Raw genomic sequence first — 14,772 nt, forward strand, 5'->3', positions numbered from 1 at the left:
CAAAAAAGCTCAACCAATAATGACTGAGCTTGAAGAGTTTGCAGACGCCCTTCTTGACCAGATCTCAGTTGAGACAAATGAGGAAAAAGACATTGCTCGACTCTCCTCAAGAATTTCCGAAGACTCCGAGTTTAGTGCGAGATTTGATACTCCAGAACAGATAGTTAGCCAGATTGCGCCGGAACTGAAGCAAAAACTCTTCGAGTTTACTGGCATTTCCGTGCCAGATAGTGTGAAGATACAGTTTCCGGGACTTGAGGAATTAAAAAAAATCAAAGGGCGCAAAGTATTCTCGAGTCCACAGTCAAGGGCTTTTGTAGACGATCTCTTTGCCGCGCTCGCAAAGGAAGACAGGCAGCAGCTAGTTAGCGTCATAAAAGGCGATATTGCAAAATTTCTAGTCTATTCCACCTATGCAAAGTCGTACATTTCCAAAATATCCACCACCTATGGTGACTATCTTGATGGAACGATTTACCTTAATAATTTTGTTCTTACGAGCTATCCGCAAATAATACTTTACAAACAAGGTCAGCCATTTGATGCACGATATGAATCAGTAAAGGCAGGATACATCGGAGCTCTGAAAATGACTGTGCTAGAAGAGATAACCCACTCCATTCAGACAAACCTATACGAGGGGAACAGGGCTGCAGTAGTAGAGGTAAATAGGATAAACGAGGAGCTTGCAAAAATCATCCTCGATCTGAATGATTCCACGGTTGCGAGGCTTTCAGAATATCTTCAGCTCCCCGATGTCCCAGACGAGTTCCCCATTGCAAAGAGGGCCAACCTGTTTTTCATGCTAAACCCGGACAATTTCATTGTAAATGTTCTTGGTCCCGACGTGATGACATTCACAAAGGTTGAAGTGGACCCCGGAATATCCCAGATGGTGCCTCAGCTTTTGGAGATTTATCAGAGATGGCTTGCGCCAATCCAAAAGCACCATGCAATCTTTTCCACGATGGAGGGAATGGCAGAATTCTGCGTGCAGAACATACTAAAGGAGGATAGTGACTTTCACCAATATCTTACCATGTTCATGGGAACGGACATATCATCATACACGGTACGAAAGCACATGGGAAAGGATCTTGTTTCGGCAGTCCATTCAAGTCACGGCAAGAATACGTTCAATATTTTGATAAAAAACCCGCCAACTACGCGCGAGCTTAAAGATCATCAAAGGTACCTGAGCAGGATTTGAGCCAGAAATTCGACCCGTTTGTGGCAGAATGGGTGTCATTCTCAAGCGATGCAAGATACAATCTTGTTGAAAAATGCCTCAAGCTTGCCCAGCTGCTAGAATACCCACAACTGAAAGTGAATGATGAGATCGAAAAGATAAACGAGATTGCAAGATCGCTCAAGATGATTCTCTCGGATGTGAAAAATCCCACATATCTGATATCTATGCTCAACGAGCATCTTTTTCAGACGCTGGGTTTTCATGGAAATAGAGAGGACTATTACGATCCTAAGAATAATTTTCTAAACGAGGTGCTTGAGAAAAAAAGAGGCATACCAATCACACTCTCAATTATCTATGTAGAGGTTGCAAGACAGATAGGACTTGATTTGCGCATCTGCGGATTCCCAAGCCATGTTGTTGTAAAGCATGGAGAAGATATCATACTGGACCCGTTTGAAGGAGGCAGACTGCTTGACATTGAGGATCTTGAGGATATTTTGTTCAGAAATTTTGGCGAGGAGATAGAGTTTGAGCCAGAGTTTTTGGATGAGTTGCCAGAGGACAAAATACTGGTCAGAATAATAAGAAATTTGAAAAACTCGTACTCCCAGTCGTACGCTTACGAGAAAGCAATGAGATGCGCAGACATGATACTTGCAGTAGAGCCGGAAGCACCCGATGAAATCCGCGACAAGGGAATACTAGAATACAGGTTGCTGCACAACGAGGAGGCGTTAAGATATCTTAACAGGTACCTTGAGATCGCACCGGAAGCACCCGATGTCGATTTTGTATTGGAAATGATACGGGAAATTAGAGAAAAGATTAATCAATAATCGACGTGATGTCTTTGCCTTTTTTGATTTGTGAGATTTCATGTCTTGCAAGTTTGTTTCTGAGCGCCTTTTTTAGTACATCCACCTCATTTCGTAATGAAGCAATCTCGTCTTCTAGCTTTGCCACGCGCTCATAAATTGTCTCGCCCTCAGTTGAAGCCATGTCTGCTGTATCATTAGAAAAAGAGCTTAAAAATTTATGGGTTAATTTTTGAAGCAGTTCAGTCAGCTATTACAAATCAAATTCCTGGTTGCAGGCTGCGCATTTGGCATGCTCGGCGCCTACTTGGCCAATCAGGAAGATTCTGCCCACAGTCTGGCATTTTGGGCACAAGCCTGTAGTTACGTTCTTTGGGGCTGTTTTGATGATTTTCTGTGTCTTTCGTCTGCCCATTATTCAGCAATCACAGAGTCGTCTATTAAATTTAAGCATCCAACGCCAATATAGATACAGAAATAGCTGAGGGTAACTGCAGACAGAATTTCACCGAATATCGCCTATCTGCCCTGCACGGTATGCACTCCTAAATTGATACCTGTCTTCTTGTTCCGTCCTTTTCGTAAAAGTAGATCTTGCCAGCTTCTTCGCCTGCAGTTTTTTTATGGGAGCCATCACAGAATGGTTGGTTCTCCGATAGTCCGCACATGCATATCCATTTTGACTCTCCACCGACTTTAATTTCAAGCGGACTGGTTGCGTCCTTTTTTACTATTCTTGTCACAGACACATAATAACAATTCAAGGATATATTATCTTTGGATTGTCTGATTTCCCATATGTAACTTTACGACATCAAACACAGAATGCAAGGTTGTCAAGGCTTTTTTGAATTTTTGTAACTTCTTTGTCAACATTTTCCATTGGATCGACTGCAACCAAAAACAAAAACGAGCCTATTGAAAAATTAATCATGATTACTTTTTCTCTTTTTGATACAGTATACAATATACGGCCGAGACACCCATCAAAGTCTTTGTTCATTGTTGCCATCAAAACGTGTTCCATAAACACCATTTCCCTTTCAAATTCACCGATCAGATTTATGCCAGGTTTGAACCCGCCGGAAATGATCTTCCCATTTTTATTAATTAATCCTGCAAATAGTATTTCCCTTTCTTGTAATAGCATATTGCATTTATGATCAAAGAGTACGCTAAGCGGCTCCATATTTATAGAAGAGAATAACAATTTTTAACCTCTGATTAACAATGTTAAGCAATCTCTTATTTTGACGCATATGTTAGACCATTATGAATATTTACGATACCAAGATAGTCAGATGCAGCATATGTGACAAGTGCATAGGCGAGATTAGTTTTGACGCAAATATCGACTCGGCAAAATGTGTAGAATGTAACAAGCCATACACAGATAATGAAAAACAGCAAAAGACCATGACGTTTTTCACATTTGCGAGCTGATTAGAACACAAAATCTGGAGTACGAATGACGTTTACTTGTAAAGGCATCTGCAAATTCCATAAGATAATTGGCCGTTATGAAAACGGTGCAAAAAGATGCTCACTATGTTCATGTTTTTTTGAAGCGCATAACATTCACTGTCCGTGTTGTAAGGCAAAGCTACGGACCAGATCAAGAAATTACAAGCAACGACCACTCAGCCGAGCGTAACCATATATAGATTCTCCATGTAATAAGACGCACCGTTTATTTCCATCGCTGATGGTCAGGTGCGTTTTCACAGCGCGGGCATTTCAAGCCATTTGTTTTGTATCCACATTTGTTGCAACGCATGCCGAATTTGAGTGGTGTTCTTGGGGATGTGGTGATTATCTTTTTTATCAGAATTGCCGCAAGTAGGATTCCTATGCCAATTCCAATCCAGATAATTACCACAACATCAATACATAGTCATTGAATAAAATAGTTCGTAATCTATGTGCCTAATTTGCAACCTATTATGAAAGCAAACGATACAATCAGTCTTAAACTCACTTTAGATGCATCATCAATATGGTTTAGACATCATTGGTAGTGATGCATCGTAAACGATGAACTTATGACATTTAGTGCGCTCGTATCTGTCTTTGAAGTCAGTCATCTTGACTTTGGCATTGTGTGAGCAGGCATCCTTATCCACCATCATGTCAGTTTCCTTTTCTAGACTTTCTGACTCTCAAGGATGGATTTTTTTAATTCCATATATGATTCCAAATATTCCTTTTTCATCAGATTTTCAGGCTTTGTCTTGTTGTTTTTTTGATTTGCCGCATTACTTTTTGTTTTTGTCATTATTCAGTATGCGTATGTACCACATATTGTAGATAGACAACTATCGTTTTGCGAACAAATTGACCATCTAGATACAGTTCGATAGATGTTTTGTTGTCAAAGGGTAAGCGATTTGCTCAGGCCATGTGATCTGTTTCGTATCGTCACTTCAGTAACACCAGATGCCACAGAGATCTCTCTTTGTGATATTTTGATGTTGTATTTCAAACATGATATGTATATTGCAGCTGCTGCAAGTCCCATCGGCCCCTTGCCTGCAGTTATCTCCATATCACTTGCATCTCTGAGTATTTCAAGTGCGTGTCGCTTTGCTTTTTCATCAAGATTGATTTTGCTTGCTATCTTGGAGATACAGATTATAGAATCGGCCACGGGCATTTTTAGATCCAGTTCCTTGACAAGCATTCTATAGCTCTTTGAGATGGATTTTTTCTTAATGTTAAGTGCCACCGATACATCATTTAGCGTCCTCGGAATTCCAGTATCTCTGCATGCAGCATACGCGGCCGCTCCCAGAACCTCTGGAATGGATCTGCCTCGGACAAGGCCTTTGCCAACTGCCTTTCTGTAGATATAGGCAGCCTTTTCAGTTATTGAATCGGAAAGTGTGAGTTTGTCCTTTAGTTTGTCAAGCTCTATGAATGCTACTCTAAGGTTTCTGCCCGCCGATTCGTGGGTTTGACTGCGGCTATCCCAAATTCTAAGGCGTCGCATGTTTTGCTTCATCAGAGTTGAGAGAGATTTTCCTGTTGCATCTCTACTTTCAGTTCCTATTGTTGTAGACAGTCCCCTATCATGTATTGCAAGTAAGTTCGGTGTTCCAGTTCTACTTTTATCAACAGAGTCATCAGAAAACGAACGTCTTTCCGGGCGATAATCTTCGATGCATTCCACTACCACATTACCACATTTTTGACAGAATTGCTCACCAGTAGATCCGTCCGTGAGCAATGGGCCACCGCATCTAGTACATTTGCCATTAGCGTTCAAAGCTTGCATGATTGTCATTCCAGTATTTTTTCTCTAATTTTGTTCCTTCTCGCTGCCCATCAAAGTTAGGGTAGAACGAACTCTTTCCATACCTCGAATTTTTGTAGCTATTATATCCTTGATTATTTCTGCAGAGGATGCCTCGATTTTTGTTATAATATCATATGCGCCAAACACTTCACGTGTTTCTTTTATCTTGTTGATCAGTTTTAATTCTGAAAACACTTTTTCCTCAGAGCCAAGCTCACAGTTTATCAAAACGTACGCAGTTGTCAAACGCTTATTGCACCAGCATGTGTTTTTTGCAATAACACTGGGCCATGACATTCTTTCTGCGCATCTACACAATCACGCGTTATCTTTTTTTCAAGATTACAACAAACAAATGTCAAGTCTCTACAATCCACGCAATAACTCATGTTATTCTATAGCAATTAACACATATATAGTGTTGCTTTATATTATTGTGAATTTATTGATTTATATGTATAATTTGTGCATATTTGTTTAAAATTCCAAATATACTGCATACATTTGTCGGATGTGCAAAATACTTTCAAAAAACCACACTAGTCTATCTAAACAACAGGTATCAGATTTTCAACAACATTCATGGATTCCAATGACAATCGCAATTGCACCCTTTTTTGCATTTTACTCGCTTGCAGTCAGAGCAGACTTTTTTAGGCCAGAACGATGCGGAATTCACTACACCATTAAACATCATTCAGCCTAATTAACTGGCTCATTGTTGCGTTCATATGATGTATCGGTGTAATTAGCATAGCATAGTGGTGTGAGTTTGCATATCCATGGTGAAGGTCTGAAGTAACTACTCAGCTATGCCTAAGTTTTTTGCCAACCTTACTTGCCTTATATGTGAGTAACGCTATATTTAGGCATGTTAAAAAATCTATTTTCGAAATTAAGACAGAGACAAAAGACAGTCACTGAGACCGCAAAGTCAGAAGATGATAAGAGTTAAGAATGATCTATAACTGTAAAGACTGTAATTTTCGATGGGTTGGCTGGATTGACACTTTTTTCAAGGTAATTGAGCACGAAAAGACACATATGAGAAAACAGATCACACATTGAATTTTATCAGCAAAACCAGACTTGCAAAGACCTAAATTCAATGAACGATGATTAAAGTGCGCAATGAGATGCGAGAATTGTGGAGAATTGTTAAAAGAATCCAAATTCGAGATGTTAGGAAAGCAGGAAGATTATGGAATGGATTCTAAGAAGATGATTAGTTGGACATGCGATAACTGCGGACAGGTTTGCAACAAGACAATACGTGCATAAGACGAAACTTGTTTCCATTACATGATTATACAAAAAAGGTCAAACGGAAGCGCTCTGTCTTTTCAAATTTTCTAAAATTTGTCTCCGACCAGTCTAAAAAGGTCAAATAAACAGTCTCTGTCTTTACCCCCAACAAAAAGGCGCGGGGGATGGGATTTGAACCCACGGGTCCTTGCGGACATGGGATTAGCAATCCCACGCCCTACCAGGCTAGGCGACCCCCGCTCAAGTCTGCTAACAGTTACTCTGTAAATAAATCACTCCTCGGTCCTAGTGTAATTCTCAACAATACTCTCAAGGCGCATCCTCTTGCCTCCAACAATCTTCAGGTCCACGTGAATCTTTTTGTTCTTTATTGTAATGATATTGTAGGTGTTCTCAAAAAGACCTCTCATCCTCTCAGAGGCGGCAGTGCCCGCATTCACAATAGATAATTCCTTTAGATTCCATATCCATGGCCTGTGCTTGTGGCCGCACAATACAAGATTGACCTTGGTTGAAAGTATAGTTCTCAGAACGTCCCCTGCATCAATTACTTCGACCCGGGCAGAGCCAGTGTCTGGAATTCCTATCAGATGATGATGCATTGCAAGAATCTTTATCTTGTTTTCGTATTTTTTCATCGTCCTCTCAAGCCACAGATTCTGCCTGTATCCCACTTCACCTTCATCCCTGTCAGGCCTTGCAGTCCCTATTGTCACAACTACGACATCACCTCCAAGCTCATTTACAGTCTCAAATGGAAAATGCTTTTTGAACAACAAGTACCCAGTGTTCCTATAGTCATGATTGCCAGATATTGCAATTATCTTGCCCGTGTTAATTCTTGCAAGTAGTTTTTTTGCCTTTTCATACTCTTTTGCAAGCCCCTCGTTTGTAAGATCCCCGGTAACAATGACTGCGTCCGGCTTTAGTTCGTTGACCTCTTGTATTACCTTTTCAAATACAGACTCTTGGAACTGCGAGCCAACATGTATGTCAGATAATTGGACTATTATCATGACTCAATGACACAGATTATGGTAAATTAGCTTTTGCCACAAATTCAAACTTAGAGTTAAATTAGCAGATTCGACTCTGCATAGTAAATTGGTCAAAAAAGCAACCATCATCAAAGGAGACGGCATAGGGCCGGAGGTGGTTGATTCTATGATCAGGGTGCTAAAAGAGTGCAATACACAGTCCGAGCTGATTTTGGCCGATGCAGGCTCTGAGCAGTGGCAGAAAAACGGTGAAAAGGATCCCACCTACATTCCCGAGTCCACCATGAAACTATTAGAGACTACTGATGCCTGTTTTAAGGGACCGACAACTACAATCCCAAAGCCTGGTGCACCAAGAAGTGTTGCAGTGACATTGCGCCAAAAATTTGAATTATACTCTAACATAAGACCCATCAAGACGTACAAGCGTATCACCCCAAACTATGACCTTGACTTTGTCTGCTTTAGGGAGGCAACAGAAGGCCTCTACACCGGAATAGAAGTCCAGCTCACAGATGATGCAGCCATAGCAATAAGAAAGATAACAAGACAGGGCTGCCGCAGGTTTGCAAATTCGGCAGTAGAATGGGCAAGAAAATACAACATGAAAAAATTTGTCGCAATAACAAAACGCAACATACTCAAGGTAACTGACGGTATATTCCTAGACGAGATAAACTTGGCTGCAAAAACAGTCCCCGGACTTGAGGTTCAGGAACTATACATAGATAACATGATGCAACAACTTGTAGTAAACCCATCCCAGTTCAACGGCTCCGTTCTTGCAAGCACCAATCTGTTCATGGATATAGTATCAGAATTAGCCTCAGGCATAATAGGCTCAATCGGACTAGTATACTCTTCAAACATGGGCGATAGATATGCAATGTTTGAGGCAGCGCACGGTAGCGCCCCGTCCTTTAAGGGTCAAAACAAAGTAAACCCGACAGCAGCAATACTCTCTGGCGCTTGGATGGCAGAATACCTTGGTGAGCCACACATCAAACAAGCCGTGTTCTCCGCAACAGAGCAGGTCATAAACGAGGGCAAGGCAGTTACATTTGATATCGGCGGCAACGCAACCACCACCCAGATGACAGATGCCATAATTGGCGCTGCAAAAGAAAGACTAAGAAAGTAGCCTAGCTTTCAAACTTTGATCTGCAGTTAGCGCAGTATCCGAACAGATCCAAGCTTCCCCGTATTATCATGTACTTTGCTTTCTTTGCTATCTTGTTCTGAATCTCGATGAGCTCATCCTCGATGCCGTCAACTATCATACCACAGTTGAGGCATACAAGGTTTACGTGTTCTCCAGTATTCGGATCAAATCGAAGCTCTCCGTTGACCTCGATTTCGTTGACAAGTCTTTTCTCTCTGAGCAAGTCAAGCGTCTTGTATACGGTGGAAAGACTCACCATCGGGTATTTTTTCTGTACCACCTTGTGTATGTGCTCCGCGCTTGGGTGTTCTTCCGTATTCATGACATAATCTACGATCGCTATTCTCTGCGGCGTAACCCTGAATCCGTCCTTTCTTAGGGTAGCTACTAGATCCTCGATCTGTTGCTTCATGTTACAGATGGATATTATTCTTATTAATATTTAATTCTTATTAAGAATAATTCCTAATTAATAACAACAATTAAATAGGAATAGTTCCTAATAAGACCATGAGTAAAATAAACATCGGAATATCTGACGGAGACAGAGCAGAGGTAAACAAGATCCTCAGCAAGGTTCTCGCAGACGAATACGTGCTTTACACCAAGACCAGAAACTACCACTGGAACGTTGTGGGGCCTCAATTCAGTGAATACCACAAGCTGTTCTCAGACCAGTACGAGGCGCTAGATGGCGATATCGATGAGATCGCAGAGAGAATCCGCTCACTTGGAGCAATGACTCCTGCTACACTTGCAGAATTTGCCAAGACCTCAAGGCTTGAGGAACACCCAGGCGTGTATCCTGATGCATCGACCATGATAGCAAACCTGCTAGTGGACCACGAGACAGTCATCCGCACGCTACGCGCAGATGTTGATTCTTGCGTAAAACACAACGACGCTGGAACGGCAGACTTTCTCACAGGACTTTTAGAAAAGCACGAAAAGACCGCATGGATGCTCAGATCCATGCTGGAGAAATAACTCCCCAATTTTTTAAGGTGAAATAATGGCACAAATCTGCAACGACATTTGTGAGAGATACAAGGCAAGGGCGGTAACAACGCACTTCAAATACGGAGTGGGCCAAAAGTGGTGTTCGGTGTGCACCACGTTCCTTGTGGCAGACACAATACGCTGCCCGTGCTGCAACATTAAGCTACGCACAAAATCAAGGGTGAAAAAGAAATGGCAGTAAGGCTCGGAAGGGACTGCAGTAGCATTTGCAGGTATTTTAGTGCCGAGTCGCCAAGGCATCTGAAGAACACCACGTTCAGAAAGTGGTGTAACTATTGCAAGCTGCATCTTGTCTCAAAATACTGGAGATGTCCGTGTTGCAGGGCCCCCCTCAACTAAATCTGGCTTCAACAAGCACTAGCTCTTCAAAAAACATTCTCTTTTTTGCAATTATCCTAACTGATAGATTTTTTGATTCCATTTCCCGGACTAGTTTTCCATAATTTGCAAGCGATGACGTCAAAAGTAGCATCTTGCCCTCAGTTTTCAGACATGATATAGTAGTCTCTATTATGTGTAATGGAACCTGTGTGCCTTCAGGCCCACCATCAGTTGTTATGTCAAGTATTTGCTCTGATGGAAGATATGGAAAGTTGCAGACTATGAGATCAAATTTTTTGCGCAATGCGCTTGCCCCGTCACAACATACGCAGTTGGTATCCCTTTGTCCCACAAGCGAGTTAAAGTCAAGATCAGTTCTTACCACTAGATCAAAATTATGCTCAAGTATTTCTGCCAAATACCCAGAGCCAGTACCTATTTCAAGTGCCGATGATCCAGATTCCTTTTCCAGATATCCTGCAAAAAACATTGTATCCTCTGCAGGGATATACGTTTCTTCACTAGATGAGCTGTTTTGCAAGTCTTATCACCTCGTCACTCCCAAGCTCTTCCAGTCGCTTCTCTGATTGTATGCTCTTTCCGAATTTTTTTGCAATGTTGGAAATCGTCTTGCGCCTGTATGAAAAAAGTAGATTGACTGTACGTACAAGCTTTTCTGACAAGACTGCCTTTTTCCTCAGACGCAGTACTACCGAGTCTACCTTTGGAGGCGGCTCAAAGTTGTGTCTTCCAACGTCCATAATCTTTTCAATCTCAAACGCATGATTTGCAATCACCGATATTGCACGTATAGCCTTGCCTTCATAGCCTAGCTTGTCGGCAAACTCTTTTTGCACCATTATTACCGCACGAGAGAAGCTTGCCTGCGCCAGATACTCTATTGCCTGCCTGCTTTTTGAGTATGGCAGGCTGGAGACAAACACGGAGAATTTAGGCGCAATCTCAAAGCCGTTTGCACGCACAAGGTCAAGATTTTCTATGTCGGCAAAACTCACAAGCGCCTCAGAGTATAGGTCCCTGTCTGCCTCAGCTGAGATTACGTGCTTTGCATTCTGACATAAAAGCGGTGTTAGTATTCCCCTGCCCGTTCCTATCTCAAAGACGATATCCTTTTTTGTTATATTTGCCGCATCGACCATATCCCTTGCGATGCTTTGAGATTTTAAAAAGTGCTGCCCTAGTCTTTGCCGTTTACTTTTTGACAAAGAGAGTTACCTTCACTTCGCCAGTAATCTCATCCATGATCCTGTCTGCAATCTGCTTCATTGGTTCCTTGAGGCCCACCCTGTTCTGCAGGTCGTTAAAGTCTACAAATGGTTGTTTTTCGCGCTCATCAAGTATTGCCTTCATGTATGTCTTGCCGATTCCGGGGATGAGATCAAGTGCGTGGATTCGTGGTGTCAGAGGCTGAGCGTGATTGATGTAATCAACAAATCGCTTCTCGTTGTTTGCAACTATCTGGTTTACCACGTTTCTTAGCTCCGATTGTGCGGCTGCAGAGATTTTTGAGAACTCTAGCTTCCCAAGAACGGACATTATCTTTGTCCTTCCCTCCTTTCCAATGTAGATTCTCTCGCCGATATCAAATGTAGTGTTAGGCATTCCTAGAACTTCTAATAATGTGAGTCTGTCCTCCCCTATTGCAGTGATTATAATTCCCTCGCGTCCACGCACCGTAGTTGACTTGCCGCGCGTGACATAGTCTAGGACATATGCGTATTCCTCATACTTGCGTGGCGGGCTTGCACTTCGTTCCAAAAAAACCACTTGTTACGATTAAGAGTTCCCCTTGATGATTTGCAGTATTTTTTCTAGCGTCTCAGCTAGGATGAGCTTTTTCCATCCGAATGTGAATGCGCGTAGTTCAGCAAGCGAGGTAGGCATTATATTCACAATTTCTACTGCTTCCTCCTCGGTGAGGCCACACTCTTTTTTGAGCTCTTGTTTTATCTTTTTTGCAGATTTAGAGTCAACTTTGGCAAATTTGGTAACATAATCATACGTCCAACGCTGAATCTGGTCCATTTTTTCAGCATCTTCCTTTTCCAAGATTTCCTTAACTTCTGCCAACGATATTGGCTGGCTTTTCTTTACTTGTTCCATTTACTTTACACCGAACGGTTTGATATGGTCCAATCTAGTGATTAAGGTTTTCGTCTTGTTACCCAGCTTAACATCCATAGTAACTGCCCTTCTGCCTACTTCAGTTATTGTGCCTACCTTTCCATGGTATCTCCTGTGTGGCAGCGACTTGTGCTGTCTTGGATCTATGATTACCAGAGCCTGGTCTCCTACATGATACTCTCTCATCAGAAATGCCACTCCTCGTGGAGCCTCTTTTGTAAGAGCTGCCCTTGATTTGTGTCTAAACCCATGCGAGTGGCCAGACGGCTTCTTAGTAGTCATAAAATCAAGGGCTCCTCCTCCTCATTATATTACTTTTGATACTTGTTGAGCCTCAGGCTACAAATTCAAAGCAGTTTGTTTCTAGAGGCATCAATTCGCAAAAGATCCACCTTGCTTTTGGGCCCCACCAACCTTGCCTCAAATATCGGCACATAGATTTCAGTCACCTTCCGTATCGTGACTTTCTCGTCAAGATCTCTGATCTTCTTTTCCTTTGGTCTTTTTATGCATGACTCGAATTTTTTTATAACTTCCTGCTCTGTCAGCCTGGGTCTTTTTACCGTATGCTCTTTTTCTTGCAATATCCTATCCGGATAGTTTTCAATTATTTTCGAATCATAATTGAATCCAAAATCTACCTCATCGCCAAGATGGTTGAAGAATCTGGTATAGTCATCATCTACGAATACGTGCTCTTCAAGCTCCAGATCCACTGTGTTCTTTCCCTTCTTTGTTCCAAGTATCTTCCTCCATACAGATTTTTCCCGTATTGGAAATATTCCATCACCAAGAACGACTTCCGATACATTATAGTCTACTTTGATCGAGTGTGTTGCCTTGCGATAATAGTTGGCCGAGTAGTTTCCTTCAATCATCACCATTGCTTCATAGTTGAGTGCAAACGAGCTAATACTGACATCTGCCTTGTTAGGCTTTGTTAGAAGTGTTTTGAACGGACCTGTCTTTTTGTCCTCAAGTATTTTTTTGCCTCAAGTTCATCGAGTTTTTTTCGTAAAACTATGATGCTTTTTTTGTATTCAGACAAATTCCTTTTTGTTGTGGCTGCATGTCTATTAAGTTTAACCGAAAGTGATCAAAAAAGATAATACACAAAAATCATACTACAGCACATGGCAAAGCAGAAAAAACCAGGTTACATTGAGAGGTTTTTGAAAAGGGCTGATAAGGCAATAGACGAGGCGGTAAATCAGGGAATCAAGAGAGCTGATGAGATTTTAGATGATGCAGTAGAATACGGCAAAATAGCTGCAAGCGAGGCGGAAAAAAGAAGTCGCGAGCTGCGCAAGCATGCAAAGACTGAAGCTGTCAAGATAAAGTCACGCGGCGAGCAGGAGCTGACAAAGGGATTATCAGCTGCAAGAAAGCTTGCCGCTTCCGAGAAGGAAAACCTCGAGACACTTGCCAAGCTTGCAGAGCTACGCAAGGCAGGTGTCATTACTGAGTCAGAGTTCCAGTCAAAAAAGAAAAAGATTCTCGATAGGATCTAAAAAATTAAGATCCCGCAAAAAATCGCGGTAGTGTAGTTATTCTTCTTCGGATTTTTTCTTTTTCTTTGTTTCGTCCTCAGGGTCTGCAATTCCGCCTTCTGTGACAGTAAATATGACCTCTTCCTCCGGGTGATGAGGACTGTCAACCATTCTGGCAATTCTCTTTTTGCCCGACTTTTTGAAGTATATCCTGTAGGTACTTGTGTGTGCAACTACATTTCCACCAATTGGCTTTGTCGGATCGCCAAAGAATACGTCTGGAGAAGCCATTACCTGGTTTGTTGCAATTGCTGCGCAGTTGTACGTTTCGGCGGTTCTGACAAGCAGATGCATGAACCTATTGAGCCTTTGCTGCCTCTCAGACAAAGTTCCACGTCCCAGATACTCTGAGCGGAACAATCCAACTGCAGAATCAGCTATTATCAGCTTGATATTATGTTGCTCTATTATAGGTCCTGCCTCTTCAAGAATCAGTGTCTGGTGTGCCGAGTTGTATGCTCTTGCAACTATTATATTGTCAAGAACTTTTTCCGGCTCCATTCCTTTTGCCTTTGCAATCGAAACTATTCTTTCAGGTCGAAAAGTGTTCTCACTGTCTATGTAGAGAACTCCCCCACCAAGGCCACCTTCTTCTTTTGGTTTTTGGCACATCACACACATTGTCAGGCAAAACTGGGTCTTTCCAGATCCAAATTCTCCATAAACTTCCGTGAGTGCTTGTGTCTCTAGCCCGCCATCAAGCAGGTGATCAAGGCATTCTGTTCCTGTTGTGATTTTGCCAATATCCTGCCTTCTTTTGTAAATCTCAGTGGCAGTAACAAAGTCTTTTGTTATCAGACCCTGTTCCATCAAAAGATGTCTTGCTTTGGTGACAATCTTTTCTGCGGTTTCCTTGTCCATGCCAGTTACTTCGGCAACGTCCACTGGGCCACGGACAACCAAATCCATTATACTGTGTATCCCTGCATCAGTTAGTTTTTTTGTAGTTACAGGTCCTACGCCATCGAGGCTGTCTAGTCGTATATCATCCATACCGTATGGTAC

25 protein-coding genes and 1 tRNA gene are annotated in these 14,772 nt (G+C 42.0%); 9 read left to right on the forward strand and 17 right to left on the reverse strand.

What is annotated here, in order from left to right; translation table 11 throughout:
- The first annotated feature begins 19 nt into the window (after nt 1-19).
- Nucleotides 20-1,210: a hypothetical protein gene (locus tag NITUZ_RS06220; RefSeq protein WP_048196459.1), complete on the forward strand. Its 1,191-nt coding sequence runs from the start codon at nt 20-22 to the stop codon at nt 1,208-1,210.
- Complete coding sequence (locus tag NITUZ_RS06225) at nt 1,207-2,031, forward strand: SirB1 family protein (RefSeq protein WP_048196460.1); 825 nt, start codon at nt 1,207-1,209, stop codon at nt 2,029-2,031. Before NITUZ_RS06220 ends, NITUZ_RS06225 begins: the two co-directional genes overlap by 4 nt.
- On the opposite strand, the gene NITUZ_RS10170 is transcribed toward NITUZ_RS06225, so the two are convergent.
- The 4 genes from NITUZ_RS10170 to NITUZ_RS06235 all read right to left on the reverse strand — a co-directional run bounded on the left by NITUZ_RS10170 (nt 2,021) and on the right by NITUZ_RS06235 (nt 3,160).
- Complete coding sequence (locus NITUZ_RS10170) at nt 2,021-2,194, reverse strand: hypothetical protein (RefSeq protein ID WP_177309468.1); 174 nt, start codon at nt 2,192-2,194, stop codon at nt 2,021-2,023. The two genes, NITUZ_RS06225 and NITUZ_RS10170, sit on opposite strands and share 11 nt — an antisense overlap.
- A gap of 69 nt (nt 2,195-2,263) precedes the next feature.
- Complete coding sequence (locus NITUZ_RS10175; RefSeq protein WP_177309469.1) at nt 2,264-2,425, reverse strand: hypothetical protein; 162 nt, start codon at nt 2,423-2,425, stop codon at nt 2,264-2,266.
- A 130-nt stretch (nt 2,426-2,555) separates the two neighbouring features.
- Nucleotides 2,556-2,753, reverse strand: coding sequence for a CDGSH iron-sulfur domain-containing protein (locus NITUZ_RS06230; RefSeq protein WP_048196951.1), 198 nt, complete (start codon nt 2,751-2,753; stop codon nt 2,556-2,558).
- Nucleotides 2,754-2,824: 71 nt separating this feature from the next.
- Nucleotides 2,825-3,160, reverse strand: a complete 336-nt coding sequence (locus NITUZ_RS06235; RefSeq protein WP_155991423.1) for a DUF6659 family protein — start codon at nt 3,158-3,160, stop codon at nt 2,825-2,827.
- Nucleotides 3,161-3,282: 122 nt separating this feature from the next.
- On the opposite strand from NITUZ_RS06235, the gene NITUZ_RS10180 reads away from it, so the two are divergent.
- Nucleotides 3,283-3,453 carry a hypothetical protein gene (locus NITUZ_RS10180; protein ID WP_177309470.1) on the forward strand — a complete coding sequence of 57 codons (171 nt, stop codon included), beginning with the start codon at nt 3,283-3,285 and terminating at the stop codon, nt 3,451-3,453.
- 700 nt (nt 3,454-4,153) lie between these two features.
- On the opposite strand, the gene NITUZ_RS10360 is transcribed toward NITUZ_RS10180, so the two are convergent.
- From NITUZ_RS10360 to NITUZ_RS06250, 3 genes are all read right to left on the reverse strand, one after another.
- Nucleotides 4,154-4,285, reverse strand: a complete 132-nt coding sequence (locus tag NITUZ_RS10360; RefSeq protein WP_275040829.1) for a hypothetical protein — start codon at nt 4,283-4,285, stop codon at nt 4,154-4,156.
- A 96-nt stretch (nt 4,286-4,381) separates the two neighbouring features.
- Complete coding sequence (locus NITUZ_RS06245; RefSeq protein WP_177309471.1) at nt 4,382-5,293, reverse strand: transcription initiation factor IIB; 912 nt, start codon at nt 5,291-5,293, stop codon at nt 4,382-4,384.
- A 15-nt stretch (nt 5,294-5,308) separates the two neighbouring features.
- Nucleotides 5,309-5,551, reverse strand: a complete 243-nt coding sequence (locus NITUZ_RS06250) for an Lrp/AsnC ligand binding domain-containing protein (RefSeq protein ID WP_048196463.1) — start codon at nt 5,549-5,551, stop codon at nt 5,309-5,311.
- Nucleotides 5,552-6,436: 885 nt separating this feature from the next.
- On the opposite strand from NITUZ_RS06250, the gene NITUZ_RS10000 reads away from it, so the two are divergent.
- Nucleotides 6,437-6,586 (forward strand): hypothetical protein, encoded by a 150-nt coding sequence (locus tag NITUZ_RS10000; RefSeq protein WP_155991428.1) that lies wholly within the window; start codon nt 6,437-6,439, stop codon nt 6,584-6,586.
- Nucleotides 6,587-6,727: 141 nt separating this feature from the next.
- Here NITUZ_RS10000 and NITUZ_RS06260 read toward each other — a convergent pair.
- Nucleotides 6,728-6,811, reverse strand: a tRNA-Ser gene (locus tag NITUZ_RS06260).
- Nucleotides 6,812-6,843: 32 nt separating this feature from the next.
- Nucleotides 6,844-7,587: a metallophosphoesterase family protein gene (locus NITUZ_RS06265; RefSeq protein ID WP_048196465.1), complete on the reverse strand. Its 744-nt coding sequence runs from the start codon at nt 7,585-7,587 to the stop codon at nt 6,844-6,846.
- An 88-nt stretch (nt 7,588-7,675) separates the two neighbouring features.
- Between NITUZ_RS06265 and NITUZ_RS06270 the strand changes: the two genes are divergently transcribed.
- The gene (locus tag NITUZ_RS06270) at nt 7,676-8,710 is read left to right on the forward strand and encodes an isocitrate/isopropylmalate dehydrogenase family protein (RefSeq protein ID WP_048196466.1); all 1,035 of its coding nucleotides are present in this window, start codon (nt 7,676-7,678) and stop codon (nt 8,708-8,710) included.
- A 1-nt stretch (nt 8,711) separates the two neighbouring features.
- On the opposite strand, the gene NITUZ_RS06275 is transcribed toward NITUZ_RS06270, so the two are convergent.
- Nucleotides 8,712-9,143 carry a Fur family transcriptional regulator gene (locus tag NITUZ_RS06275; protein ID WP_048196467.1) on the reverse strand — a complete coding sequence of 144 codons (432 nt, stop codon included), beginning with the start codon at nt 9,141-9,143 and terminating at the stop codon, nt 8,712-8,714.
- 98 nt (nt 9,144-9,241) lie between these two features.
- Here NITUZ_RS06275 and NITUZ_RS06280 point away from each other — a divergent pair, with 98 nt between their 5' ends.
- Genes NITUZ_RS06280 through NITUZ_RS10005 form a run of 3 tightly spaced genes read left to right on the forward strand, consistent with a single transcriptional unit; the run spans nt 9,242 to nt 10,090 of the window.
- On the forward strand, nt 9,242-9,718 hold the full coding sequence (locus NITUZ_RS06280; RefSeq protein WP_048196468.1) for a Dps family protein: 477 nt from the start codon (nt 9,242-9,244) through the stop codon (nt 9,716-9,718).
- A gap of 25 nt (nt 9,719-9,743) precedes the next feature.
- Complete coding sequence (locus tag NITUZ_RS06285) at nt 9,744-9,932, forward strand: hypothetical protein (RefSeq protein WP_048196469.1); 189 nt, start codon at nt 9,744-9,746, stop codon at nt 9,930-9,932.
- The gene (locus NITUZ_RS10005) at nt 9,923-10,090 is read left to right on the forward strand and encodes a hypothetical protein (protein ID WP_155991431.1); all 168 of its coding nucleotides are present in this window, start codon (nt 9,923-9,925) and stop codon (nt 10,088-10,090) included. Before NITUZ_RS06285 ends, NITUZ_RS10005 begins: the two co-directional genes overlap by 10 nt.
- Here the strand turns inward: NITUZ_RS10005 and NITUZ_RS06290 are convergent.
- The 6 genes from NITUZ_RS06290 to NITUZ_RS06315 all read right to left on the reverse strand — a co-directional run bounded on the left by NITUZ_RS06290 (nt 10,083) and on the right by NITUZ_RS06315 (nt 13,095).
- Nucleotides 10,083-10,613, reverse strand: coding sequence for a HemK2/MTQ2 family protein methyltransferase (locus NITUZ_RS06290; RefSeq protein WP_048196470.1), 531 nt, complete (start codon nt 10,611-10,613; stop codon nt 10,083-10,085). The genes NITUZ_RS10005 and NITUZ_RS06290 overlap by 8 nt on opposite strands.
- Nucleotides 10,594-11,298: a ribosomal RNA small subunit methyltransferase A gene (locus NITUZ_RS06295; protein WP_081844893.1), complete on the reverse strand. Its 705-nt coding sequence runs from the start codon at nt 11,296-11,298 to the stop codon at nt 10,594-10,596. The genes NITUZ_RS06290 and NITUZ_RS06295 overlap by 20 nt, the downstream gene beginning before the upstream one ends.
- Nucleotides 11,285-11,851, reverse strand: a complete 567-nt coding sequence (locus tag NITUZ_RS06300) for a DUF655 domain-containing protein (protein WP_048196472.1) — start codon at nt 11,849-11,851, stop codon at nt 11,285-11,287. The genes NITUZ_RS06295 and NITUZ_RS06300 overlap by 14 nt, the downstream gene beginning before the upstream one ends.
- Nucleotides 11,852-11,869: 18 nt before the next feature.
- The gene (locus NITUZ_RS06305) at nt 11,870-12,196 is read right to left on the reverse strand and encodes an RNA polymerase Rpb4 (protein WP_048196473.1); all 327 of its coding nucleotides are present in this window, start codon (nt 12,194-12,196) and stop codon (nt 11,870-11,872) included.
- Nucleotides 12,197-12,499: a 50S ribosomal protein L21 gene (locus tag NITUZ_RS06310; protein WP_048196474.1), complete on the reverse strand. Its 303-nt coding sequence runs from the start codon at nt 12,497-12,499 to the stop codon at nt 12,197-12,199.
- Between the two features lie 65 nt (nt 12,500-12,564).
- Nucleotides 12,565-13,095, reverse strand: coding sequence for a hypothetical protein (locus NITUZ_RS06315; protein WP_244443831.1), 531 nt, complete (start codon nt 13,093-13,095; stop codon nt 12,565-12,567).
- Nucleotides 13,096-13,350: 255 nt separating this feature from the next.
- Here NITUZ_RS06315 and NITUZ_RS06320 point away from each other — a divergent pair, with 255 nt between their 5' ends.
- Nucleotides 13,351-13,728, forward strand: a complete 378-nt coding sequence (locus tag NITUZ_RS06320) for an SHOCT domain-containing protein (RefSeq protein WP_048196475.1) — start codon at nt 13,351-13,353, stop codon at nt 13,726-13,728.
- 36 nt (nt 13,729-13,764) lie between these two features.
- Here NITUZ_RS06320 and radA read toward each other — a convergent pair whose 3' ends face one another.
- Nucleotides 13,765-14,760: a DNA repair and recombination protein RadA gene (gene radA, locus NITUZ_RS06325; RefSeq protein ID WP_048196476.1), complete on the reverse strand. Its 996-nt coding sequence runs from the start codon at nt 14,758-14,760 to the stop codon at nt 13,765-13,767.
- Nucleotides 14,761-14,772 lie beyond the last annotated feature (12 nt).

The sequence above is a fragment of the Candidatus Nitrosotenuis uzonensis genome (assembly GCF_000723185.1).
GTDB lineage: Archaea > Thermoproteota > Nitrososphaeria > Nitrososphaerales > Nitrosopumilaceae > Nitrosotenuis > Nitrosotenuis uzonensis.

Bases quoted from the DNA above. Each gene is read 5' to 3' on its own strand.
- NITUZ_RS06220 (WP_048196459.1), top strand. From the start codon at position 20: ATGACTGAGCTTGAAGAGTTTGCAGACGCCCTTCTTGACCAGATCTCA.
- NITUZ_RS10170 (WP_177309468.1), bottom strand. From the start codon at position 2,194: ATGGCTTCAACTGAGGGCGAGACAATTTATGAGCGCGTGGCAAAGCTA.
- NITUZ_RS10175 (WP_177309469.1), bottom strand. From the start codon at position 2,425: ATGGGCAGACGAAAGACACAGAAAATCATCAAAACAGCCCCAAAGAAC.
- NITUZ_RS06235 (WP_155991423.1), bottom strand. From the start codon at position 3,160: ATGCTATTACAAGAAAGGGAAATACTATTTGCAGGATTAATTAATAAA.
- NITUZ_RS10180 (WP_177309470.1), top strand. From the start codon at position 3,283: ATGAATATTTACGATACCAAGATAGTCAGATGCAGCATATGTGACAAG.
- NITUZ_RS10360 (WP_275040829.1), bottom strand. From the start codon at position 4,285: ATGACAAAAACAAAAAGTAATGCGGCAAATCAAAAAAACAACAAGACA.
- NITUZ_RS06245 (WP_177309471.1), bottom strand. From the start codon at position 5,293: ATGACAATCATGCAAGCTTTGAACGCTAATGGCAAATGTACTAGATGC.
- NITUZ_RS10000 (WP_155991428.1), top strand. From the start codon at position 6,437: ATGAGATGCGAGAATTGTGGAGAATTGTTAAAAGAATCCAAATTCGAG.
- NITUZ_RS06265 (WP_048196465.1), bottom strand. From the start codon at position 7,587: ATGATAATAGTCCAATTATCTGACATACATGTTGGCTCGCAGTTCCAA.
- NITUZ_RS06275 (WP_048196467.1), bottom strand. From the start codon at position 9,143: ATGAAGCAACAGATCGAGGATCTAGTAGCTACCCTAAGAAAGGACGGA.
- NITUZ_RS06280 (WP_048196468.1), top strand. From the start codon at position 9,242: ATGAGTAAAATAAACATCGGAATATCTGACGGAGACAGAGCAGAGGTA.
- NITUZ_RS06285 (WP_048196469.1), top strand. From the start codon at position 9,744: ATGGCACAAATCTGCAACGACATTTGTGAGAGATACAAGGCAAGGGCG.
- NITUZ_RS10005 (WP_155991431.1), top strand. From the start codon at position 9,923: ATGGCAGTAAGGCTCGGAAGGGACTGCAGTAGCATTTGCAGGTATTTT.
- NITUZ_RS06305 (WP_048196473.1), bottom strand. From the start codon at position 12,196: ATGGAACAAGTAAAGAAAAGCCAGCCAATATCGTTGGCAGAAGTTAAG.
- NITUZ_RS06310 (WP_048196474.1), bottom strand. From the start codon at position 12,499: ATGACTACTAAGAAGCCGTCTGGCCACTCGCATGGGTTTAGACACAAA.
- NITUZ_RS06315 (WP_244443831.1), bottom strand. From the start codon at position 13,095: ATGATTGAAGGAAACTACTCGGCCAACTATTATCGCAAGGCAACACAC.
- NITUZ_RS06320 (WP_048196475.1), top strand. From the start codon at position 13,351: ATGGCAAAGCAGAAAAAACCAGGTTACATTGAGAGGTTTTTGAAAAGG.
- radA (WP_048196476.1), bottom strand. From the start codon at position 14,760: ATGGATGATATACGACTAGACAGCCTCGATGGCGTAGGACCTGTAACT.